Source organism: Tellurirhabdus bombi (genome assembly GCF_021484805.1).
Classification (GTDB): Bacteria; Bacteroidota; Bacteroidia; order Cytophagales; family Spirosomataceae; genus Tellurirhabdus; species Tellurirhabdus bombi.
On sequence record NZ_CP090557.1, the window covers coordinates 2294224 to 2317754 of the forward strand.

Genomic DNA, 23531 nt, shown 5'->3' on the forward strand with positions numbered 1-23531 from the left:
ATTTCTCAACGGAACACCATGCGCCCCAGCATTCTTTTTGTCCTTATTCTTCTCAGTGTCAATACCCTTTTCGCGCAAAGTAACACTCATTTTACGTCCAGTTATTCAGCGGAAGTAGGTGCTTTTGTGTCTTCCAGTAAGCGCATGCCGTTCTGGTTGCGGGCCAATCAATACGGCATTGTTCCCTTAACAGCTCCGGTTGGTACTTTACGATTAGGAACCCAAGGCGAATGGCGGCCCGACAGCTCCGCCCAACACAACAGATGGTTTGTGAAATATGGAGCCTATGCCGTGGGGAATGTAGCGCAGAAAAGCCAGGTATTGTTGCCAGAGGCATATGCTATGGCGGGAATTGGAAAGTTTTATGCCTATGCGGGCAGAAGGCGAGAGATTATTGGGCTGGGCGATTCAACGCTTTCTTCAGGTTTTTACTCCTGGTCGCAGAACGCCATGCCGATTACCAAAGTGCAAATTGGAACGAATGGATTTGTGCCTTTAGGGTTTACAAAAGGGATTATCTCCGTTAATTTTTTATATGCGCATGGCTGGTTTCCGAATACGGATTCTGTGCAGGGTTCTTTTTTGCATCAGAAGACATTATTCGGGCGAATTGGCAAACCTAATTGGAAAGTAAGATTATACGGAGGTGTTGTACACAATGTGCAGTGGGGAGGCCGCTCAAATTACGTTAGAAGAGAGTGGACAATGAATGGAAGCGGAAAATTTGCTTCTTCATTTCAGGATTATTTACGATTAGTAGTAGCTAAGACACCTGGAGGAGAAGGATACTCTTCTGTCGATTCACTAAATCAAATAGGCAATCATCTAGGGTCACTTGATTTTGGGATTGATGTTGATTTAAAAGGCTGGAATGTATTAGTCTATCATCAACATCCTTTTGAAGATAAATCAGGACTGGTTTTTCTTAATTTCCCAGATGGTTTATATGGCTTGAGAAGTAAGAATACGAAGATGACGCCTATCCGTACATTTAGAGTACGTCAAGTTACATTTGAGTATTTGACCACAATGAATCGTCTCAATAGCGTACCCGGAAAATATGAGGGCGATGAATACTTTAACCATGGCCAGTATATTGATGGTTGGGCAAGAGGGCAACGCGTAATCGGTACGCCGTTTATCTCTCGTTGGAACGATACACGCCAGGATCTCTATGGCTCTAGGCAAGACCGCATGATTAGCAATAATACAATTAAAGTGTATCACGCGGCTTTGATGGGTGAATTTTCCTCTGGAATTTCGCTGGACATGCGTTTGTCAGTTAGTGAGAATTTTGGCTATTTTCGAGGTGGAAAAAGAGACCAATTTTCAGGCGTAATCCGTACGGGTATCCCTATTGCTTTTCTAGGTGGTTCTGAAGTGCAAGCCGCTGTTTCGCTTGATAAAGGTGGCCTATTTCACGATGCCTTGGGAGGCTATATAGGACTTCGAAAAGTATGGTAATAACTAAACTTAACGGGATAATGAGTCTTACCATTGCTGCTATCAGTTAGTAGCAATGGCTTCAACCAATCGGTTGGCCGCTGGCTCAATAGCAAAGTAAGATTCATACGTTGCTCGCGCCTGTCTGCCCATAACAAGTTCTTCTGTTTTAGCGAGGTTTAACCAGTTATCTAACAATTGAGTGGTGCCTACCTGCGTATCTGGCTGCACAATTCCCCCCTTGAAAGAATCGATCTCGCGCCATATATTTATCTGGTCAGAAATCAAGACGGGTTTGCCACAAGCCAATGCTTCTACAACCGAAATGCCAAAGTTCTCCTGATGACTGGGTAAAACAAAGGCTTCACACCCATAGAAAGCGCTCCATTTATCATCCCCGGTAAGCATCCCCGGAAAAAATACCTTGTCGCTAATTTGTGGATTGCTATTAACTAGATCCTGTAATTTCTGACCGTAGGGAGTCTCCTTACCGGGACCAGCAATAACAAGTCTTGGGAAAGAATTATGAGTATCTGTTGAGACTTTTGCATCAGAAATAGAACTTAGTTTTGTAGTTTTCTCAACTACATCCGCATAAGCATTGATAAGTAGATCTACCCCTTTTTTGTCGTGAAGCCGGCTAAGAAACAAGAAATAAGGCTGTCCTCGCAAAACAGGTAGTTTATTCAAAAAAGCTTCCAATAAGGCAGGTGTGCAGAGCTTAGGCTCAGGTACTCCGTAGCCAACATTAATTTCCTTCTTAGGGTGATAGGGGTTAAAGGTCGTCCGAGCCAGACGTAATTCCTCTTCGCACGTGAAGAACAAACCATCCGCCTGGTTTACAACGCGTGCTTCAATGAGCTTCCAATAAACCCAGTTGCGAATAGCTTTTAATTTTCGGCCTGGTGCACGCTGGAAATAAGGATCAAGCATGCCGTGCGGCATGACAAAAAGCTTAGGCATTTTGCTTTTTTCCTGTTGATTTCTTTTGGACTGTCTACGAAAGGTCTGAACGGCTTTCTGGGTAGCATAACTGTGATACTGCCATAAGCCATGTACAATGACAGCATCAAAGCGCCCTAGATTGTCGAGAAGCCAAGGGGCTAACTTAGGACTATGGTTCCAGGGTTTTTTACTAGGCCCAAGCTTATGAATGGGAAATGCATCCTTGATCGGGAAGGCAACAGAAGGGTCATCTAGGCTCACAACTTCGTTTTGAATGCCTACTTCTTTTAGAGCAGAAATAGAGTTCCGAATGCCCTGGCATGGCCCGCCTGTGGATGGGTCCATGCTTGCGATAACACGTAAAATATTCATGAAGGATAGTGTTCCGCTGAGTGGTACTACCTAATAAAAGGCAACTTGTAAGTAACTGGCACCTTACTCAGCCTTATTTAAGGTTGTATTATAGGAATAAAAATATAACTATTTTATTATCTACCAAATGATTACAAAGCTATTTTTTAAACCTGTAGAAAAAATTTCATAGATATAAATTTGCATAAACACTTATATATTAAAGAGTTATTATCTGATTATGACCGAAAAAATCCTTTCTCAGATATATATTTTAGTAGCTTGATTGTAAAAGTATAATAGTAAAAAATTAAGCTGATTCTAATCGATTTCTAATTCTTCGTTCAAATCTTTATATCTGACATATGTTGTATGAGCTACTCTTGTAAGAATACCCTGTAATAACTACGTGTATTTTTGACAGGAGCAACTAAGTATATTTAACTAATATTAATAAGTTTTTAATAAATTATATGTGGCAAAATGACTTATTTCGTATGATCAAAAAGCGGAAAAATTATTTGCTGATTCTTTTCGCTGTCATCTTAAGAATATCGCGCTTCATATGCTGAATGTAAGTCTTGTTACTAGAAATCCTGACCAAGAAAGAGGGTTTAAGCAATGCCCAAGCTGCCGTAAACAAGTAGCTTCTAATGAGTTAGCGAATTTTATTTACTGTGAACAGGGCGTTATTCGAGCCGGTATATATCAAATAGAAAAGTACCCCTACAAAATCAGCGAATCGGAAGACCAATGGTATTCGAATGAGCATGTCCATTATATTGATGGTGCAATCAAATTGATAAAGCCAACTCATCTAAGTAGCACCTGGTCTAAAATTATGTCGTTCTGGGGCATATCAACGCCTAAAGAGGGACAATTGTGTAGAGAATGCGCTAAAAAGTACGGAAGTATATAGTAAGCTGGTTAATGAACTCGCACAAGTTGAATTAATTGCTGCTCAAAATCTTTAAGAATACTTTCTTTACTGAGGAATTTCTCTGCATAAGTACGAGCATTAGTACGGTAGACGGTCAAATCACTTACTAAAGCTCTTTCAATACCTGCTTTAAGAGCCTGTACAGATTCTGGCTCAATCAAAATACCTGCTTTGTGGGTATCAATCACGTCATAGAGCGATGTGCCCGGATTCGCGGTAACGATGGCACAACCCCCGGCTGCTAGAATACCGGTTAATTTAGAGGGCATTACTAAGTCAGAGGCAGAGCCTTTTTGCAATACTAAATGCAAGTCGGCTGTGGCCAGTAAAGCCGATAGTTTTTCGTAAGGTTGCAAAGGGAAAAAGAGCACGTTCGTTAGTTGTGCATCAACTACCAGGCTTTTTAATTTAGCTTCTCCGCCTCCGGAACCAACAATCAAAAAGTAAACATCTGGACGACCTCTAAATTGAGTAGCCACGTCAATAATCAATTCCAGCCCTTGTTTCTCACCTAGGTTTCCTGAATAGAGAATAACCTTAGCATCCTGGTTCAACCCGAACTCACGGCGTAAGGATTGCTCTTTTGCGAGTGGTCGAATCATCTTTTCATCGACCCAATTGGGAAAGCGAATAAGTTTCGAAAGTGAGATGCCTTTATTTTCCAATTTTCGTTGCATTCCCAAACTGATGGTCGATACGGCAGCGCTACTTTTTAACAAATACCGCTCGGCGCTGAACATTGCATTGAGAAAACGCTCGTTTTTAATCATACCCAGGTCCTTGGCTGCATCTACTTGCAGATCCTGAACATGAGTGATGAGCTTTGACCCGCGAAGTTTGGTATAAAGTAAAGGGAAAAATCCTAAGTGGAAGGGGGGGGAGAGGCAAATAACAACGTCATATTTTTTCTGAAACAAGGTCTTCAGCCAGACAGGGAAAAGACCCGCTAGAAAAGAAGCTTCATGAATAATTCGTTTTACTGAACTCACCTTTTCAGGAACATACAGAGGACAGCGATAAACCTTTACACCATCAATCAGCTCCGTGTGCCACCACTTTCCTTTATACGCTTGATGGATTTTCCACTCTGGATAGTAGGGCATGGCAGTAACCACGCTCACCTGGTGTCCCTGTTGAGCTAACCAGGCACCCATTTCTCCGGTGTATTTGCCGATTCCTGTCAGTTCTGGTGAATAGTTGATGCCGTATATTAGTATTCGCATTTCCTCAAGATTCTTCGCTGATTTCTTTCTCGCGAATTTTGCAATAAACCTGGGTAAAATAAGCTGTTTTAAGCAGGGCAAAGGATAAGCCTCTTGCACCATCTCGGAACCCTCCCATTAGAAAAAAGCTTCCGCAAAAATAGGCTGGTCCAATCAACGGCGTACGCATTAGGCGGTATTTCAGACGTTGTTTCCAAGTCCATTGGTCAGCAACTCGGGCATTTGCCGCTGATTTAACGAAGCGTGCTGCTTCCCAACTGGCATAATCGTCGTGTTTAATCACATAATGAGAGACGCCCCGAAAATCCTGATGGTCAATTTTGCTTTGAATGACGCCTACACTTCCAATGAGGACAGGATGTTCATGTACTTCCATGTCTAACTTGCTCCATTTTTCCTCGTCAATCCGCTCGTATTCACCCGCTCCAACTTTAAAAAGAGCTAGTTTTCGTAGGGGATATCCGCCCTTTAAGCGTTTTCCGAGAAAGTAGATGGTATAGCTTAACCAGAAGCCTACCACATCATCCCGCTCAAGGGCTCTGCGAAGTTCAATTTTAAAGTCAGCAGTTAAATATTCATCTGCATCTAAAAACAGCACCCATTTTGTTGTGGGAGTATGATTTCTCAAAAACCAGTTTCGCTTTTTTGGAAATTTGCCATCCCAAACAAAATCAATAACACTAGCCCCCCAGTTAGTCGCAATTTCTTTCGTCCTATCTGTACTTCCAGAGTCAATTACGACCACATGACGAGCCAAATCAGTCCCAATTGCCGAAAGGCACCCGGGTAGATTCTTCTCTTCATTTCGAACAGGAATAGCAATGGTGAGATCAAGAGCCATATAAACGTGATAATGTAATTCTAACGGAAGGTAAGCGATCAAAGAACCTTCTCCAGACTGGATACCATAGTCCGTTCTTTCAGTGGTTTACAAGGGTGGCCCGCGCAAACCATCCATGGAGGCATGCTTTTAGTCACTACAGACCGAGCACCAACAACGCAGCCATCCCCTATACTAACGCCAGGATGTACAAAAGCTTCGGCAGCTACCCAGGCATGGGCCCCAATTTGAATGGGCATTGTAATCAATGGAAAACCTGGCTGGGTATAATCATGCGTACCGGCACAAATGTGCGCTCCTTGCGATATAACAGCACGCTGCCCTATCGTAATTTTTCCCTGTGAATACAAAATAGCTCCGTTGGCAATACCGCATTCATCATCAAGAACGAGATTCCAGGGAGCCCACACTTTGACGCCGGGATAGACATGAACACCGCGTCCTACCTTTGCTCCAAAGCAGCGAAGCAAAAAAGACCGCCAGGCATGAAGAGGTTTAGGAGAAAGGCGAAATAAAAAAATAGAAACTAGTCCCCATATTAATCGTCCTATGCGGTTTTTAAGCGAAAAGGAAGGACCCGTAAATGTATCCTGATTGTGCATGCATTTCAGTTTTACTAACGTTGCGTAAAAATTAAGCTCTTAGTGCATCAAGTAATCGTTGAGCGGAGGGGACAATCGAAAACTTTTCGTTGAAACAACTTTCTGCTTTTTGTCCCATCAAAATTTTTGCTGAAGAAGAGAGCGTCAACCATTTAGTTAGCGCTTGTTGAGTCCCTTCTAATGAGTCTGGTTCGACAATACCCCCTTGACCAGATTCAATTTCCTGCCAGATATTAACCTGATTAGAAATCAGTACAGGCTTGCCACATGCCATCGCTTCTACCACAGCGATACCGAAATTTTCCTGATGGCTTGGAAGCACAAAGGCTTCACAGCCATAAAAAGCGCCCCATTTAGCGTCGCCAGAGAGCATGTCTGTAAAAAAAACACAATCTCCGAGAGCGAGTTCTTCTTTGACTAAACGGTTTATTTGCTGGCCGTAGGGAGTATCTAAACCAGGACCAGCAATGACCAGTCTAGGTATTATAGGTTGATTTTTAGGCTCAATACTGTTGACTACATTTTTATAAGCCTTAATTAATAAGTCAACTCCTTTTTTCTGATGAATACGGCTCAAAAAAAGAAAGTAAGGTGAATCGCCTAGCTCAGGGCATTTTTCCTGAAAAGCTTTCTTCATTGTAGCTATATTAGCCGGAGGCTGTTCCACACCTAAGCCTATTACAAACTCGCGCTTGGGCCGATAAGGCTTAAAAGGTTTGTTTGCAAGCTGGCGCTCCTGCTCACAAGTAAACAGGGTACCATCAGCGTCATTAACTACTTTATGTTCAATCAACTGCCAATAAGCCGTATTTCGCAAAGCCTTTAATTGCCTGCCGGCAGCCCGCTGAAAATAAGGGTCAAGCATGCCGTGAGGCATAATAAATACCTTTGGGGCTTCACTTTTTTCCTTTCGATTAGTTTGTTGTAAATCGTTTAATTTCTGAATGGCTTGTCGTACAGCATAGCTAGGGTACAGCCATAATCCATGAACAATCACCGCATCAAATCTGGAGAAATTCTCAATAAGCCAAGGGAAAAGCTTTGCATTATATACCCATGGGCCTTTTCCCTTTCCAAGCGTGTGTAAGCTAATTGATTCCTCAGGCGACTTTATTTCAGCGCCATCTAAGCTGACTACCTCATTGTTAATTCCCAAATGAGCTAGGCCAAAAATCATTGTCCGTACTGCCTGACTTACTCCACCTTGCTTGGGGTCCATACTGGCAATTACGTGGAGGAGATTCATTTATATATAATTTCCAATAAGTAAGAATACTAATATACAAAGCCATCAAGCCGGTTAAAGTACTTTGCATCCCGAGGAATTTCTTGAATTGCTTTTGCAGGTACACCACCATACAAGGTCCATTCCGTTGAATGTGATTTATTCAGTAAAGATTTAGCGCCAAGGACTGAATAGGGTGGCAGTACAGCACCTCCTAAAATAACTACATTTGTCCCAACAAATGCATACTCACCAATAAAAATTGGTTCGCTATCCTGTCGATTTTCAATAACATTTATTGAATGTGTAAGGAACTGTGAATTATAACCTGCAATTGTAGCGAACCGACCAATCTCAATGCTATTTGTACAATCTAAATGGTGGTTTTTAGTAATAGCTGCAAACTCGCCTAACCATAGTTTTGCCTGCCGGTTAGGTTGATGCTTAAAATGAAGAGAATTACTTTTTGTAGGAAAGCCAGTAATCCAATTGCCTCTTCCTATCCTTGCTTCCTTTTGCATTTCTATTTTATCGAGATGGATAGCAACGTTAAAATGATCAATTCTTGTCCCTGGAGCCATTATAAGTTTTTTAGGAAATACCCATGCAAGTCCAATATATGCGCTCGGTGCAATTTCATAATTAAACCACCACTTTAAGGTATGCCGTTTTATAGCCCATGGAAGAAAAAGGGTAATTATTTTAAAAAGCATATTCAAACTAAGTTTTTTTTAAACCGTGAAGCAAAAGGTAGGATTCGATCATGCTGGCCGGTGTAAATCGATGGATATTTTCAAACCCCTTTTCTATGAGTTTTGTCTTCAATGCCTCGTCTTTGAGGGAAAGAAAAGCGTTTGCAAATGCTTGAGGGTCATTTGGATTAGCGTGAAGTGCTGCTCCTCCACTAACTTCAGGCATTGGATCTACATCACTCGCAATAACAGGCGTTCCACAGGCTTGGGCTTCAATGACTGGCCAACCGAAACCCTCGGAAAAGGAGGGGAAAATAAACGCCTCGCAGCCATTATAAAGCGCTACTAATGTTTCATGATCAGGTTTAATTATTGAAATTATACGCTTTTGTAAATTTAAAGAAATAGCGTGATCAATCAATTCTTTATCAAGAGCTTGTCCAGCGAAACAAACGGCTCCATTCCAGTTATCGCCAAGTGAATCAAGCATATCAATTAACATTTTGCGATTTTTGCGAGGTAACCTTGATCCAACATGAAGTATGTAAGGAACTCCATCAAAAAGTCCAGCTTTTTTGAGCAAAGCATTCACCTTTTGTTTATCTAATGGTGCAAATTTATCGTTGAACGCATTATGAATTACACACCAATTTTTGGACGAATTTGTCTTATTGGTATCAAGCTCATCTAATTGCCTTAAAGTAAAATGAGAAACAGAAGCAAGCACTTTTGCCCTTGAGAGATGATGTAAGATCCAATTTTGAAGGATCTTTCCAAATCTTGACGCTGTGCAATAGGCATCAGGGTACCCTAGCGCACCTCTAATAGCTAGCACATCGTGGCAGGTAATACCTGCACGATTATTCGGTAAATACTTTAGATAAGGCGAGTTGGAATGGTCACATACATGAAAGTGGACATTCTGGTTATTATAATTTTTATTTAACAAGCGCCAACGTAAGATTATGGGAAAAAGAATCCATTTATCTATATAGCCCAACCATTTGCCTATACCAGCATTAGTAGATTTTGTGAAGAAACTAAATAAAACAACAGGTAGCCATATATCGGATTGAAGCCCTGCCTCTTGGATACCAGAATTAAGCATGTGAGTAAACTTTTTCATGCTTTCCTGTCTATCCGGTGGGTAATTTCCTATAAGTATAAATTTCATTATATTATTTATAATACGCTCAGGAAATGTAAATGATGATCTGCTAAGTCTACATAAAAGCAAGCTTCCGATTTAAATCATCTTTCATCTATTTTTTTAAGGCCGCGAGAACAAGACCTCCTGAGAAAATAGCAAATCCTAAACTTGTGGGCTGCGCCCATTGGCCTTGTAAAACATTTATGAATGCAAAACTTAATATAAGCCAAGGTAAATAGTTTTCTTTTTTAATTGCTTTGTAAGCAGAATAACTAATCTGATAGGTTAAAATAGTTCTTAGTATTACAGCTCCTACTCCAAGCAAAATACCCATTTCGCCAATAAGTCTTCCCCACTCTGTTTCCGATATTAAGAAAACTTGTTTACCTGTCATTAACGTAGCACCAGCGTTCGTACCCATTCCTATACCTTGCCCCCAAAAAGAAGTTTCAGCATCAATCTCAAGAATTGCACCAACCATTCCACCTAAAAAACGATCTAGAAAAACGCCTTCAAGTCCTCCTTCATTTTCATTGGCAGAAGTAAACCGGTCTGCAAAAGCTAATATTGAAGTTTGAAAAAAACTTAGATTTGAGAGTAATACAAAAAACAATAAAACACCAATTACTGCTCCTACAATACGAAGCAAATACTTTGGCTTGCGAGATGCGATAAATAGTGTAAACAGAATTGAAATAACTACTTCAAATAAAACAGTGCGGCTTATAGACAAAGGAATAGCTGCTAAAAGGCAAGCCGTAGCAGTGTATAATAATATCTTTTTTACTTGTTTTGAACTATCCAACCAGAAATAAAAAATAAAGGCAGCAGCTAACCCGTAAAAAGAGACTAAGCCATTTGTAAAAGAAAAAGTACCTGGTGGCCTAAAGTATCCCATTGCACCGCTAAAGCCTGCTCCTTCCATATCACCTCCAATACCTCGATTTACCCAGGCTGATTGTGGACTGTAAAATTGTGAAGCTATCAAAATTGTCATAGGAATAGTAATCCATAATAAAACTTTTCCTATTTTTAGAACATCATAAAATGTGAAAATCTGTCCTATAAGAAAAAGAAAGGGAAATTGTATGAGCATGATGCGAGCCCCATAAATAGCTACAGTAAGATTACCATGGCCAAAAAGTATTGTAGTAACTAGCGATACAATAGTAATTAACAGCGCACAAAAAATATAGCCATTACTTCTAAATAAATTATTCTTATAAGCCAAAAAAAACAGCCATATCGCAATTGGGTCACGTACAAGTAATAAAGGAGTTGCCAGGCCGGGTAGAAACCATTTACGGAGCGCTCCTTCAAAAATAAGTAAAAAGAAGTAGAGCCAGATACCTTTTTTTAAAAAGGCAATGTTTTGGCTATTTCTTAATAAAGCAATAGATATATAATGAGCTGAAAAGCTCTTAGTATTTTGAATAGGTAAGGCCATAATCAAGCTCGTTCTATTTGATAATAGATTTGATGCTATTTGTAAGCTCATGGCCATAAGCACTCCATGGTCTTTGCTTCGCAGTATGTAAGGCCGCTTTGCCAACTTGAGCAACCATAGTAGGCTTAGATAATATTTTTTCAATAGCTATTTTCAGCGCTTCAGTATTTCCAGCCTGAATCAACCACCCATTTTCGTCATTAGTAATTAAGTCTGGACCTGCAGTACGCTCAGTCGTAATAACAGGAGTCCCTTGTGACATGGCTTCTGTTATAACAAGCCCAAAACCTTCAAATAAGGACGGAAATACAAATATATCATGTTCCTTCATCAAAGCTAAGATCTTATGATGTGGCAAACTTGGTATCCATCGATGTTTTATTAGAGCCTTGTTAAGAGGTGCACAATCTGGTACAGCTTTGTTGCCTACTACAGTTAGTTCTACTCGCTTATCAAAGTAGTCTACAGCTTCAAATAAATTAGCAATTCCTTTGCGTTGCGATAGCCCTCCAACAAAAAGTAGCTTTAAAGGGCGGTTAGTTAAAGAAGTGTAATGCTTTAAAGTGGCTACTTCTGGAAAGCCATATGGAATAATAGAAATTGGAGCTAAAGGACCTGAATACTCTTTCAGAGTTTCTTTTGTAAAGGTACTTGCTACAAAAATATGATCAGCTAAGGCTAACTCTTTATCTTTACGGGCTAATTTATTTTCTGAATCCCTAAAACCAGTTAAGGTAGATGCCCATTCTGGACGAAGCTCTTTTTCGGACAGTAATAAGCGCCGAGCAGCTTTCCAATAACCAATAGGTAAATCATATAAGCACTTAATGTCGTGATGTTTTGCACTTTGAAAAGAATGAAGAGCCTCATCCTCATACGCATAAATAGAACTGATAGTGCCTTTATTTAGACGGGGTAACTGGTTTGCTACATGTTTGTCTATACTTTTATAAACTTCGTCAATAGAGAAAATACCTTTTTCATGCTCAACAAGGCTTTGCCACTTTAACTTAGAAGAAATTTGCCTTCCCATCTCACGCCATGGCCATGTTTTAGTATATGGTTGTAATCTTGGGTCAAATTCTCTTCTATTTAATTCTTTTAAAGGACCTAGGTGTCCTAAATAATGTATTATCGATCCAGAGAAGGATGCCATACTGGTATAGAATTCATATAGCATGTCTGCCTCAACCAAGCCTTTAGCGGTGGCTTTTAAGTTAGCATTACCTGTAGGATGAGATAATATAAGTTTCATTTAATAGATTAAAATTTGATAGTTAAGACAACTTAAAAACTAGACTGTTATTATCGGGTTTGTTATATTTTAATATTTTATAAAATACTGGTTGGCAAGTATTTATCCTGATAAATAAAATGTACATATAGTTAAACTATTACATATGTTAAAATAATTACTTATTCGTCAAGTTAACTTTTAATCTTGTAATTCTTGCTTTTCTAAAAATACTTTGAGCATTGTATTGAGGTTGCTTTCTCCGAAATATGTATCTCTCGTCATGATCCATTGATCTGGATGAATATGTAAATTAGTTAGTTTTTCTAACTCTTCGATCCCAATTTCTCTTTTCTGAGATGACCATACAACACCAGTTTTACTTATTTCAATAAATTTAGCTAATGTGCTATCCAATGGGCAATGGCCAAAAATAGGCCTACTTGCTTGTACATAACTTGTTAGCTTTGTTGGTAAACTAGTTTCTGAGAAAATTTTAAGTGATTTATTCATTGGATACATTGAATATACAAAATCACATTTTGCAAGTTCAGGAATAACTTGTCCCTCGGGTAGGCCGGGTTTAAAGTGCACAATTGATCGAAAGATGCTAGGGATGTCATTTAGGGTCAAATGACATCCCCACATGTTCATTACAGGCTGTTTTCCCTTCGAGTTAGCAAATTCTTTAAATAACTTTAGAAAATTTATAAAGTCTGCTTTGCTATATACAGAACCAATATGACCAGCAACTATTGCAAAGGGATCGCTTTCCTGAATTTGCTTATGTTTAATGAGGGCCTTAGATGGCAAGTATCTGTGGCATATTTCACCAGTCTTTCCACTTAGTTTTAAATAATAAGTTTGCATGCCGCTACTAATTACATCAAAAGAAGTTACTTGCTTTAAAGCTGCAATGGTCAATTTTTTTGCCCAGCTTTTAAACAAGCGATATCTAATAGATCTTACACAGAGTGCACCTGCCCAGTCATCATGCACAGTTAAATGTACAGGTCTTGCACTTTGGACACGAGCTAGTTCAAATGCAACTCTAAGACCTTCATTATGAGAAATGATCCAATATGCATCACAGTCGACTTCTAAAAGTTGCTTAACTAGTTGGTCTATTGGTGCACAGGTATTACCCATCAACATATTACTTGTTAGCCAAAGGTCTTTAACTAAGCTGCCACCCATAAAGTTGCGGCCCCAATATCCACTTTCGTAACCTTTAGCTACATTCTCAGCTAGATATTTCCAAGAAATTGAAACTCCTTCAATATTTTCGACGAGACTTCTTAGTATGACGCCGCCGCCGCCGCCAAGAGGTGAATGCGCAGTAAATAGACATATTTTTCTCATCCTTTTATGGGCTTTGATACATTTATTGCTGTCAATTTCTTATTTTCCAAGCGTCAACAATTTGGCTGATTGTCGATGATAGAGTTTGAGTAATATTCCAAGTCGGGTAATGATTACGCATCTTGCTTAGGTCAGAATAATAGCAGATATGGTCTCCTGCTCTATTTTGGTCTATGTAGGAATATATTTGTTCTTTACCTGTGAATTGCTCAGTGATTTTGAAGGCTTCTATTATTGAAGTACTATTTTCTTTACCGCCTCCTAAATTATAAACTTCTCCACATCTTGGATTTTGTACAAATGCATGCATGAACATGGCTACATCAAGAGAATGTATATTGTCTCTTACTTGCTTTCCTTTATATCCGTATATTTTATATTCTTTGCCTTCAAGGTTACATTTTACGAGATATGATAAAAAACCATGTAGCTCAACGCCGGAGTGATTAGGCCCCGTTAAGCACCCTCCTCTTAAACAGCAGGTCGGTATCCCAAAATAACGGCCATATTCTTGTACCATTACATCTGCAGCTACTTTTGAGGCTCCAAAAATCGAATGTTTAGACTGATCTATGGTAAAGTTTTCGGATATACCATTGGTGTAGTATTCATCGTCATAGTCCCAACGAGTATCTAATTCTTTTAAGGCTATGTTATTAGGTGCATCTCCATACACTTTATTAGTAGACATATGTATGAAAGGAGATTCAGGACATACTTGTCTTGCAGCTTCAAGTAAATTTAACGTACCTACAGCATTTGTATCAAAATCGTCAAAAGGTATTGCAGCAGCACGATCATGAGATGGTTGCGCAGCTGTATGTACTATAACTGATGGCTTTATCTCTTTTAATAATTCAAGTATGCCCTTTCTATCACGTATATCAATCTCATGATGCGCAAAATTCTTTATTTCGTCCTGTAATCTTAGCTGATTCCACCGAGTATCTCCCTGAGGACCAAAAAAAACGGCTCTTTGATTATTATCAATTCCATGAACTGTATATCCTGCTTCTTTTGAGAAGTACATACAAACTTCTGAACCTATTAATCCAGATGAGCCCGTAACTAAAATAACTGGCTTTTTCATAAGGTACCTTATTTTTAAATTAATGTTAAAATATATGTTTTGAAATGGCGTTTAATGTGTTTTTTTATCTACGTTTGAAGCCATCACTAAAACCTCGCAAAATAGAGCCCGCATGTACTAAAGGTAATTTCAAAACGTTTAGGCCGTGCTGTTTAAATAGTATTAAAGACCATAGGAATCCTGGTTGGTATCTAGACCCAATAAATGTTGTATGGATAAAGAAGAATAAAATATCATAAACTGTTCTATATTTAGCATAAACATACGCCTGGTTAAATAACCTTTTAGGTATTGTATAAGCAAATATATTGGTCCTATTATCGCTGCTCGTTCGAGGAGATGCGTAATGAAGCAGATAGTTATTATTATCGTAAATTACTTTATAATTATTCTTTTTGATTCTCTGGCAAATATCAATCTCCGTGCAAACTTCCGCACCTTGACTTTCGAGCTTCAAATCGACTACAAGCTTGTCTAATGCCGATTTTCTAAAAGATAAATTAACTCCTTTTAATACATCTACGTTTGCTGGAGAATATAAAGATCCTCTATGGTGATTGCCTATAAGGCCATTCCATCTAAAAACCCCTACATGAGTAGCTAAACTAGGGTTTGAGAGTGCTTCATCTCCTTCTATTTGTAATCTGTCAACTCCTCCGTAAGCACCATAATCAGAATTCAATTGATATGCATTACTGATTTTTTTTGACCAGTCATTAGGTAGGAATACATCATCGTCTAGTAGACAAACAATTTCGCCACTTATTTGAGCAAGCCCTAAATTTAGTGAATGAACTAAACTTGGCTTTTGGGCCTCCAAAATCTTTAACCCCTGTAACTTTAATTTCCAACTTTGGGCTATTCCTAAACTCTCTTGGTCTCCTGGTCCAACAACAATTATAACTTCGTATATAGCTAAATCTTGCGTGCTCAAAGAGTTAAGTAATCTTTCAAGATCTCTTGATCGTTTATATGTTGGTATTATTACGCTTAATTGCATAATTATTCAAGAAAATAAATTTCGTTGGGTATTAATATGAGCAAACCATAGGGATTTGGTAACTACGCCTTGAAAAAATGAGGAATAGTAAAAATTTAAGAAAATTAAACCAATTACTAAAACATTCTCAAGCAAATAAATAAACAGGTTCTTTGGATAAAATGATGGAAATACAAGAATTTTCTTTGAAGTAAGATATTCTAATAATTAATTGGCCTTATTTATTTTATAAAATAGATAATAAATTAAAATTAGGCTTTGTACACTTGATATAAAGATGTTGAAATTTAAAACATTAGTTAAGGTTGAAATATCAAATAATGAGAGGGAGAGAACAATACTTATAACGTTTACTAGTATGTACATGTAGGGATTGATTATCCAACCCCTGCTTGTGTTTAATGCAAATAGACAACCTATAAATAAATTTAAGCAAGCGGCTATTATACTTAATACAAGCTCGACATGAAGATTGCTATATTCAGTGCCAATTATCCATAATATTTGTGATGAAAATATATGCGTTACATATATGATGAGAAGTGATAATGTAGTTAAGCCTATAATAACAAGTATCGCATGTTTATATAAGACTTCCTTAATTTCAGGCAAGCGAGCAAATCTCGGAGAAAACAATGTATTAATTAATACTGAGATAACAGTAAGTGTCATACCCAGCCGCCCAAGCGCTCCTAAACTTGCTAGTGCTGCAGTAGTTCCAAATAGTGATACTAACCAAATAGTAATTTGGCCTGAGAAACAATAATAAATTGATTCTGGCAGTTTCCTTTTGATTATTCTTAAAATATCTTTTCTTATGTATGGACTCGGCTTTTGGTTTTTATCTGCATTTAAAAAGGCAATTTTCTTTAATGAAAAATTGCCATATATTCTTGGAATTCCATTTGCTAGCAAGGCTACAAAGGTTAACGGAAATGCTAATAATGAAATCACAATTATAGCAAGCCTTAGAATACTAACACCAAGCTGGTTCTTCTGTAACCGTATTATGTCTTGATGTAATTTGGGAACGATACTAAGTATTGAATCTGATAGTGCAGCAAAGAAAGCCGGTATTAATGAAAAGACGATTAGGAAAGTAGTTTTCAGATCAGCCCCCTGATTTTGCAGCAAAAAAATTAAAATTGGTATTGAGACAACAAGGCTTGCTAAAGCAAATCTCGACCGCAAATTTAAGCCTGTTGCTAAAACAACTCCTAATTCTTTCTTGCTTTGCCATACTTTTCCACCTTGAGACATAACGCCAATTGATATGCCACTATCAGCTAGTACTGTCATTGTTCCTAACATTGTATTTGCAAGTGTATAAAAGGCGTATTCCTCTGTCGATAGTAATCGTATTACTAAAATACCTCCTAATAAACTTGTACCCTGAACAATGATTTGTACTCCTCCTGTTACTGATAAAAGCTTAATCCATTGAAATATCTTATTGTTTGATGAATCTTGCAATAGTTGTTGAGTCAAGGCTTTCATAAAAATAAAATTAGCCTAATATAAAAAACATGTTTTTGATTATAGATAAACAAGAGTTTTATAGTATTTGCCTTCGTTCTTAACACGCCTTTTCATCCCCTTTTAACATTCTCTCCACAGTCCACCAGCAAATTTTTATATCTAGCCAAGGTGTTTGTTTTTGAATGTACCACAGGTCCAATCGTAAGCGGTGTTCCATTTCCTGAAGCCCCGTTTCACCTCTTAAACCTCGTGCTTGCGATAAACCTGTAATCCCCGGTTTTGCAGAGTAACGCTGAATGTAATTTGGGATGATGTGTTGAAATTGGGCGTCGTGTTGAACCGCATGGGGGCGGGGTCCCACTACACTCATCTGACCAACTAGAACATTCAAGAATTGAGGAAGCTCATCTAGATTTGTCTTCCGTAAAAAAGCACCTATACGTGTTACTCGTGGATCTTGGCGCCGGGCCTGCTCAAAGTGCGCATTCTTGTTGTATTTCATCGTCCGAAACTTCAGACACGGAAAGGCCATGTTATTTTGCCCTGTTCGCATCTGAATAAACAAGATTGGCCCCCGAGATTCCAGGCGTATCAATAAACCAATGAGTGGAATTAACCAGGATAAAATGAAAACCGTGACTAGAACCGAAAACAGGATATCGCACACGCGCTTCGTCGCAAAGTAAGTCTTTTGCGTAAATCCTCTACGTGCTGGTAGATACGACGAATTAGGTTGAATAAAATCGACCATAACTTGTAGCGCCTTAGTTTTTATATACGTTGATGAAATAGGAGGAAATTCCTCCTATTTTTACTTTCAATAATTTAAGCTTTGCCTCCCAAGCGCAAGGATTTTTTCTTAGGTGTTGCTTCGTAGTACCCCCCGCTTCCGTAGCTATAGTAGTAGGAATCACCTTCTTCTACGCCATTTAAAATGACATTTAGCTTTTGAAAACGCTGCTCTTTATAGAGCGCATCAATCATTTTTAGCGAGTTTTTAGGCGTAACATTATGGCGTACTACATACAGGGTTGCATCGGCGTGTGATGCTAGCAATTGTGAATCGGTTACCAAGCCAATTGGCGGGGAGTCAACAATCACATACGCAAATTCTTCGCGTAGCTCTTTGAACAATTGCTCCAGGCGAGGTCCGCTTAATAATTCAGACGGATTCGGAGGCAACGGACCACTCGTTATAATTTTATAGTTCGGATAACCAGGAACACTCTGAACGATATCTTTTAGCGATGCTTCACCAATGAGGTAGTTACTCAATCCTATTCCTGTCTCTATTCCTAATTGGGCATGCAGTTTTGGTTTCCGTAGATCCATTTCCAGAATCACGGTAGCATGTCCGACCAGCGATAAACTCGCTCCTAGGTTAAGTGATAAGAACGATTTTCCTTCGCCGCTGATGCTGGATGTAAATAACAATACCTGCGAAGCTGTAGGGTTACTCCGTAAAAATTGGAGATTGGTCCGCAAAGAGCGGATTTGCTCAGCAATTACCGATCGGCTTTGGGGTGTAAATACTAAAACCTCCTTGCTGGAGTTGTTCAGGATCTCACCTAAAATAGGAACCTGCGTCGTATCTTCAATATCTGATCGGCGCACTACCCGGTTGTTAAGTGCTTCCTTAGCCATGATAACGCCGATGGGCAGTAAGAAGCCTAAGACACCGAACATTAAGTAAATTGTTTGACGTACTGGCTGTACTGGAGTACCTCCTGTACGCGCTGCATCAATGGTTCGGCTATCCGAAACGGCAGAAGCATAAGATAGCGCCGTTTCTTCGCGCTTTTCGAGTAGGTACGTATACAAATTGTTTTTAATTGCCTGTTGCCGCGTAATGTTCAAAAGAGCCCGCTCCTTCCGGGGAACCGTCCGAATTTGGCCTTCTAACTGGCTATTTTTGGCGACTAACTGACGTTTGGAAGTCATTAATACTTCTTTCATCGTCTGGATGTTTTCCGAAATACTGGATTTAGTAGCTTTAATCTGACTATCTAAGGATTGTAAAATCGGGTTGTCATCCGGTGTCGTCCGCGCTAATAGATCTCGTTGCAGCTCTAGCTCATTGATTTTACCAATTAAGGATAGGAGTGTTGCATCGTTCAATCCAAGGGTAGTTGGAACCGTACCTCGTTCTGCCGCTTTTCCCCGCACGTAACGCTCAATATCCGTCAAAGAACCCAATTGAATGTTAACTTCATTAAGTCGGGCATCATTGGCTTGAACCGTTGTCAAAAAAGTTTCAGCCTGAACACTTAGGTCTGTAATGCCTTGGTTTGATTTGTACGACTCAACGTCTTTTTCTACGGAATTTAGCTCCCCAGAAATTAATCCAATCCGGTCTTCAATAAAATCCAGCGTATTGGCAGCAACCCGATTTTTATCAACCAAAGCTGCTTTGTTGTATTCTTCGATTAATTGATTCAGTACTAGTTCCGCTTTATGAGGAACTGCATCGAGTAGCGTTAGCGTCAAAACTGTCGAGGCCTTACTAACTGCTTCTATTTTGAGGTTTTTCATATAGGCTGCCACGGCAGAAGCATGTGGCTTAACCTGAATAATAATCGCTTCCTGCGTATTAGTCAGTGGGCGAGGGGTAAAGATACGAAGGCGGCCATAGGGTGTTTCAACACTTTGATTGATTGGGTATACCTGCTCATTGATCGTTACCGCCTTTGCTGAAGAAAATCCAATCTCTAATGGAGCTTGGTATAAAGTGGAGTTAGCCTTTTCAATAACAAGCCGGATCGGAGAGGCATCAAAAATCTCCCGTTTACCTACTGATGTCTCCTGAAAATACTGAATGTCCAGATCAAGGTGTTTAACCACCCGATCCATCAACGTATAGGACTTTAAGATTTCAATTTCATTCTCAATCACCTTTTTAGGGGCAAAGAGGTCAAGCTCCTTGAGGGCTTGTTCGCTATCCGGCCCTTTACTTTCGTCCTTAATCAATAAGGTTGCATGCGTTTTGTAGATGGGCGGCTGGTACATCAAGTAAACATAAGCGCCTACCAAAAACAGTCCTATCGACAAGAGGAACCATTTCCAATGACGAACATACCGCATTAAAATGGCCCGTAAATTGGGACCGCTCTGGTCCGCAATCTGATAAGGAACGTACGAATAGTTGTTGTTAGTCATATGGGCGGTATTATAAAAGGCGTATTAAAACAATCGATAAAACAGAAGCAGCACTTAAAATAATGGGCGTTATTTGGTAAAACCGTTCATTGCTGGCAATACGCACTTTACTAGGCTCTACATACAGAACGTCATTAGGGTGCATGTAATAATAGGGGGATTTAAACAGATCACGTCCCGTCAGATCCAAGCGAATAAATTTTCGCTGGCCCCCTTCCTCCCGAATTAGCAAGACATTATCGCGTCGGCCTGAGATCGGTATATCTCCCGCAAGGGCCAAGGCTTCAAGTAAAGTAATCTGCTCGTTTGGGATTGTAAACATGGATGGTCGACTTACTTCTCCTATTACCGAAATACGAAAATTAGAATTTCGAACGTTAACCGTTGGTTCTTTCAGGTATTTTTTGAGTAGGTCTCTAATTCGATCTGCTGCCTGCACCGTTGTTAGGTTATTGACGACTACTTTTCCTAGTAAGGGCAACTCAATGTTTCCATCGGCGCTAACCAGATAGCCAATCGGTGAAGCCGGAGTTGCTGTTCCAGTTGCTGCACTTTGTTGGGTGCTAAGCGTCGTATAAGGATTAAAGAAAGTTGTCGCCTCAGGATTTAAGCTACTGACTTGAACAGTTAAAATATCACCTGCTTTAATGGTTGGAGTATAAGGGCTGGTCAAAGCGATACTTTGTGCGCTTGAATCCGCAGAAAGATCTTGAAAGTAAGCCACTTTCTTGGAAGACACACATGAGGCAAAACAAGCAATTAAACCACTGAGTAAGAACCAACGCAGACTGTTCATAATGTACTATTAACCGTATAATCTAATTTACTTTTTGGTGACCGATACTGGGCTTCCTGAGTCTTAATCAAATCAGGGCTGCTTTCTCCGACCTTACCGGACGCTAAGGTTTTAGTAAAACCATTAGGAGTTGCAGAAATATTTTCCTATTTTCGATCTGTGTTTTTATCAGACAAATGCCTATTTGCGAATGAATGATTTACTGGCTCAATAGCACGTATCGTTTATTCCGTTGTTTGAAACCATAATAGTTTTTATTCTATACTATTATTTACCTGTCTGCACAATGCGTAAGTATGAGTTAACCGATGCTCAGTGGGAAAAGATTAAAGATAGTCTACCTACCAATAATCGTCCCGGCCGTCCGTGGCGCTCCCATCGCCAGTCTTTAAATGGAATCCTGTGGATTCTCAATTCCGGTGCGCCCTGGCGGGATTTACCCGAGCGCTACGGTTCCTGGAAAACTGTTTACGACCGTTTTCGGCGCTGGCAGCGGGATGGAACCCTGGCAAAAATTTTTCATATTCTTCAGATGCATTTTCCGGGGGTCGTACTACCCACCGAAACTCTGACAACTACGACTACATCTTAAAGAGGTAGTCTTTTTTTTAGGCTTTTCTAGCTTGATCGAAGCGTATGGCATTTGCTGTACGCTTTTTTAATTCAGAATTAATGCCAAAAAACCTTGTTACGAATGGAAATACTTAGGTGTACGGTGTAGAATGCAGAAATATTTTACTTTTCAACCCGAATAAATCCAACTATTCAACGCCTACTAGGTAACTATTCCTGTTCAAATATATAGTAATTTCCTTGAGAAGCCAATCTATATTGTAAAAAAATTAAATAATAAGTCCTGATTCGAAAATTTCGAGTCTTTGCCTAATTATTTGATATTTAGTATGTTATGCTTATGTTAACTGGTTCGTGACTTAAGTATAATACTATTTATTGGTATCATTCTATTCGTTAAAGCCTTGTCTGAGCTAGGTCAAATATTTTATTGAATAAATGCAAAAGGCCAGCATTCGCTGGCCTTTTGCATTTATTCAATTATTTTCAGGCAATTATCTGCTTGGAAAGCAAGTCCTGGTACATGTCACTTCCGAGTACATCTTCCGGAGAGGCGATGCTGCTAAGTTGAAGCAGAAAATCGCGTAGGTCGGGGGTAATTTCGTAGGTAACGTACAGGCGGCGGTCAAACAAAATGGGTGCCTCATCCAGATCGCAAATGGCGTAGCGCTCCTGGTTAAAGGCAACGCGTCTGGAGTTTTTAGCCTGGTAGGAGGGAACCGTAGTGACTTGCTCCAGTTGCTGGGCGTCCAGAAAGCTGTGGATGTAGGTCCAGCCTTCCCACTGTGCAGGGTACTTCTTCAGGTAAATCGAGAAATGATTGTAGACGCTTTGTAAGCTGTGCTGGCAATAATCCTCACGGTCAGGAAAGTTACTGGCATCGATTGGCTCTTCAAAAGCCAGTACGTTGCTAAGGTCTTTGTTGCGGTAACTGAATACCGGGACAATAGGCACCTGCGAAATATGCGAGAGGAAACCTACACCTTTTCGTGCCCAGACCTGTTGTTGGCCGAGGCGAACTTGTAATTCTTTGTCTTCCTTACGGTTAATACCCGTCGTTGAGGTAAGTCCGTCGAGGTAAATGATCAGGGAGGTGCCGGCCCGTAGTTCCCGCAGGACTTGCAGGGTTGAGGACGTTTGCTCGGCATCCAGCAGGCGGAAGGTATTCGTCAGGTTGTGTTTCTGTTGCAGACGCTGAATTGTGTCCATAATAGAAGCACCCTGTTCCTGATAGGCTCTACTCCCGATCATGAGGGCGCAGTTAACGCCGTTTCGGTAGAGATAAGAGGTCAGCAAACGATAGGAACCCAGGTGAAACGTGCAGTAAATATTTACCTTTTGCTTCGCCATGATTTCCTTGGCTGGCCCGGTAACTTTGATCAGATCATTAGCTGTGATAAATTGCTGATCGAAAGTTGTGTAGATTTGCTGAAGCAGCAATTCCTGAAACAAAGCTTCGTGCTTTTCTCTTGGAATTTCGGGCAGAACATTCTGGAGGTTAGCCGAGAAGGTAGTAAACTTAAAAAGGTATCCTTTCTCCTGGGTGAGGTCCAGGGCCTCAAACCGTTGCCGGCAGAGACCCAGTTCCTTCCGATATTGTTGCACGAAGCGTTTCATATCGCGTCAGTAATTATGCTGTTTGTAAACCAGAGATCGTAACTGTGAATTGAGGCATCCATTCGCAGCAGATTTGCTCTTTGTCTTTACCGGTCAAACGCAGGTGGTCGTTTTGCTCGTTTTTTGATGCGAATGATACTACAGGGTTGTTCAGTAATTGCTTAGCGGCTTTGAGTGCAAAGTTCTTTTTCATGGCGATTCAAGATTGTGATAGATGATTGTTTTTTTCTAAGATGTCGATTGTCGCTCAGCGCGTTAACCCGGGTGCTTGTGCCTGATTGACAATACAAAATTAGGTCGCCAGGGGAGGGGATTCAATGGAAGGAATTAACCAATTTTAATGGTAAGAGTAGTAACTATTTACT

The 23531-nt window shown here is 39.9% G+C and carries 20 protein-coding genes; 2 read left to right on the forward strand and 18 right to left on the reverse strand.

Annotated features, from left to right (window positions below):
- The first annotated feature begins 18 nt into the window (after window positions 1-18).
- Complete coding sequence (locus L0Y31_RS09750; RefSeq protein ID WP_234736938.1) at window positions 19-1464, forward strand: capsule assembly Wzi family protein; 1446 nt, start codon at window positions 19-21, stop codon at window positions 1462-1464.
- A 42-nt stretch (window positions 1465-1506) separates the two neighbouring features.
- Here the strand turns inward: L0Y31_RS09750 and L0Y31_RS09755 are convergent, their stop codons facing one another.
- From L0Y31_RS09755 to L0Y31_RS09830, 16 genes are all read right to left on the reverse strand, one after another.
- A complete protein-coding gene (locus L0Y31_RS09755; protein ID WP_234736939.1) occupies window positions 1507-2760 on the reverse strand; it encodes a glycosyltransferase in 1254 nt (417 codons plus the stop codon).
- Between the two features lie 906 nt (window positions 2761-3666).
- Window positions 3667-5004 carry a WcaI family glycosyltransferase gene (locus L0Y31_RS09760; RefSeq protein ID WP_234736940.1) on the reverse strand — a complete coding sequence of 446 codons (1338 nt, stop codon included), beginning with the start codon at window positions 5002-5004 and terminating at the stop codon, window positions 3667-3669.
- A complete protein-coding gene (locus tag L0Y31_RS09765) occupies window positions 4907-5743 on the reverse strand; it encodes a glycosyltransferase family 2 protein (RefSeq protein ID WP_234736941.1) in 837 nt (278 codons plus the stop codon). Before L0Y31_RS09765 ends, L0Y31_RS09760 begins: the two co-directional genes overlap by 98 nt.
- A 38-nt stretch (window positions 5744-5781) precedes the next feature.
- A complete protein-coding gene (locus L0Y31_RS09770) occupies window positions 5782-6345 on the reverse strand; it encodes a WcaF family extracellular polysaccharide biosynthesis acetyltransferase (RefSeq protein ID WP_234736942.1) in 564 nt (187 codons plus the stop codon).
- 31 nt (window positions 6346-6376) lie between these two features.
- On the reverse strand, window positions 6377-7591 hold the full coding sequence (locus tag L0Y31_RS09775) for a glycosyltransferase (protein WP_234736943.1): 1215 nt from the start codon (window positions 7589-7591) through the stop codon (window positions 6377-6379).
- A gap of 29 nt (window positions 7592-7620) precedes the next feature.
- Window positions 7621-8283 carry an acyltransferase gene (locus tag L0Y31_RS09780; protein WP_234736944.1) on the reverse strand — a complete coding sequence of 221 codons (663 nt, stop codon included), beginning with the start codon at window positions 8281-8283 and terminating at the stop codon, window positions 7621-7623.
- A gap of 7 nt (window positions 8284-8290) precedes the next feature.
- A complete protein-coding gene (locus L0Y31_RS09785) occupies window positions 8291-9388 on the reverse strand; it encodes a glycosyltransferase family 4 protein (RefSeq protein WP_234736945.1) in 1098 nt (365 codons plus the stop codon).
- A gap of 136 nt (window positions 9389-9524) precedes the next feature.
- Window positions 9525-10859 carry a hypothetical protein gene (locus L0Y31_RS09790; protein WP_234736946.1) on the reverse strand — a complete coding sequence of 445 codons (1335 nt, stop codon included), beginning with the start codon at window positions 10857-10859 and terminating at the stop codon, window positions 9525-9527.
- 13 nt (window positions 10860-10872) lie between these two features.
- Window positions 10873-12114 (reverse strand): glycosyltransferase family 4 protein, encoded by a 1242-nt coding sequence (locus L0Y31_RS09795; protein WP_234736947.1) that lies wholly within the window; start codon window positions 12112-12114, stop codon window positions 10873-10875.
- A gap of 180 nt (window positions 12115-12294) precedes the next feature.
- A complete protein-coding gene (locus tag L0Y31_RS09800) occupies window positions 12295-13455 on the reverse strand; it encodes a glycosyltransferase family protein (RefSeq protein WP_234736948.1) in 1161 nt (386 codons plus the stop codon).
- A gap of 31 nt (window positions 13456-13486) precedes the next feature.
- The gene (locus L0Y31_RS09805) at window positions 13487-14545 is read right to left on the reverse strand and encodes an NAD-dependent epimerase/dehydratase family protein (protein WP_234736949.1); all 1059 of its coding nucleotides are present in this window, start codon (window positions 14543-14545) and stop codon (window positions 13487-13489) included.
- A 64-nt stretch (window positions 14546-14609) separates the two neighbouring features.
- Complete coding sequence (locus L0Y31_RS09810; RefSeq protein ID WP_234736950.1) at window positions 14610-15545, reverse strand: glycosyltransferase family 2 protein; 936 nt, start codon at window positions 15543-15545, stop codon at window positions 14610-14612.
- A 207-nt stretch (window positions 15546-15752) separates the two neighbouring features.
- Complete coding sequence (locus L0Y31_RS09815; RefSeq protein WP_234736951.1) at window positions 15753-17042, reverse strand: lipopolysaccharide biosynthesis protein; 1290 nt, start codon at window positions 17040-17042, stop codon at window positions 15753-15755.
- 79 nt (window positions 17043-17121) lie between these two features.
- Window positions 17122-17775 (reverse strand): sugar transferase, encoded by a 654-nt coding sequence (locus tag L0Y31_RS09820; RefSeq protein ID WP_234736952.1) that lies wholly within the window; start codon window positions 17773-17775, stop codon window positions 17122-17124.
- Window positions 17776-17849: 74 nt separating this feature from the next.
- Window positions 17850-20180 (reverse strand): GumC family protein, encoded by a 2331-nt coding sequence (locus tag L0Y31_RS09825; protein ID WP_234736953.1) that lies wholly within the window; start codon window positions 20178-20180, stop codon window positions 17850-17852.
- 10 nt (window positions 20181-20190) lie between these two features.
- The gene (locus tag L0Y31_RS09830) at window positions 20191-20976 is read right to left on the reverse strand and encodes a polysaccharide biosynthesis/export family protein (RefSeq protein WP_234736954.1); all 786 of its coding nucleotides are present in this window, start codon (window positions 20974-20976) and stop codon (window positions 20191-20193) included.
- A gap of 286 nt (window positions 20977-21262) precedes the next feature.
- On the opposite strand from L0Y31_RS09830, the gene L0Y31_RS09835 reads away from it, so the two are divergent.
- Window positions 21263-21568: a transposase gene (locus tag L0Y31_RS09835; RefSeq protein ID WP_255773002.1), complete on the forward strand. Its 306-nt coding sequence runs from the start codon at window positions 21263-21265 to the stop codon at window positions 21566-21568.
- Between the two features lie 467 nt (window positions 21569-22035).
- On the opposite strand, the gene L0Y31_RS09840 is transcribed toward L0Y31_RS09835, so the two are convergent.
- Both L0Y31_RS09840 and L0Y31_RS09845 read right to left on the reverse strand, forming a co-directional pair.
- On the reverse strand, window positions 22036-23166 hold the full coding sequence (locus tag L0Y31_RS09840) for a lysophospholipid acyltransferase family protein (protein WP_234736955.1): 1131 nt from the start codon (window positions 23164-23166) through the stop codon (window positions 22036-22038).
- Window positions 23167-23179: 13 nt separating this feature from the next.
- A complete protein-coding gene (locus tag L0Y31_RS09845) occupies window positions 23180-23359 on the reverse strand; it encodes a hypothetical protein (RefSeq protein WP_234736956.1) in 180 nt (59 codons plus the stop codon).
- Between the last annotated feature and the right edge of the window lie 172 nt (window positions 23360-23531).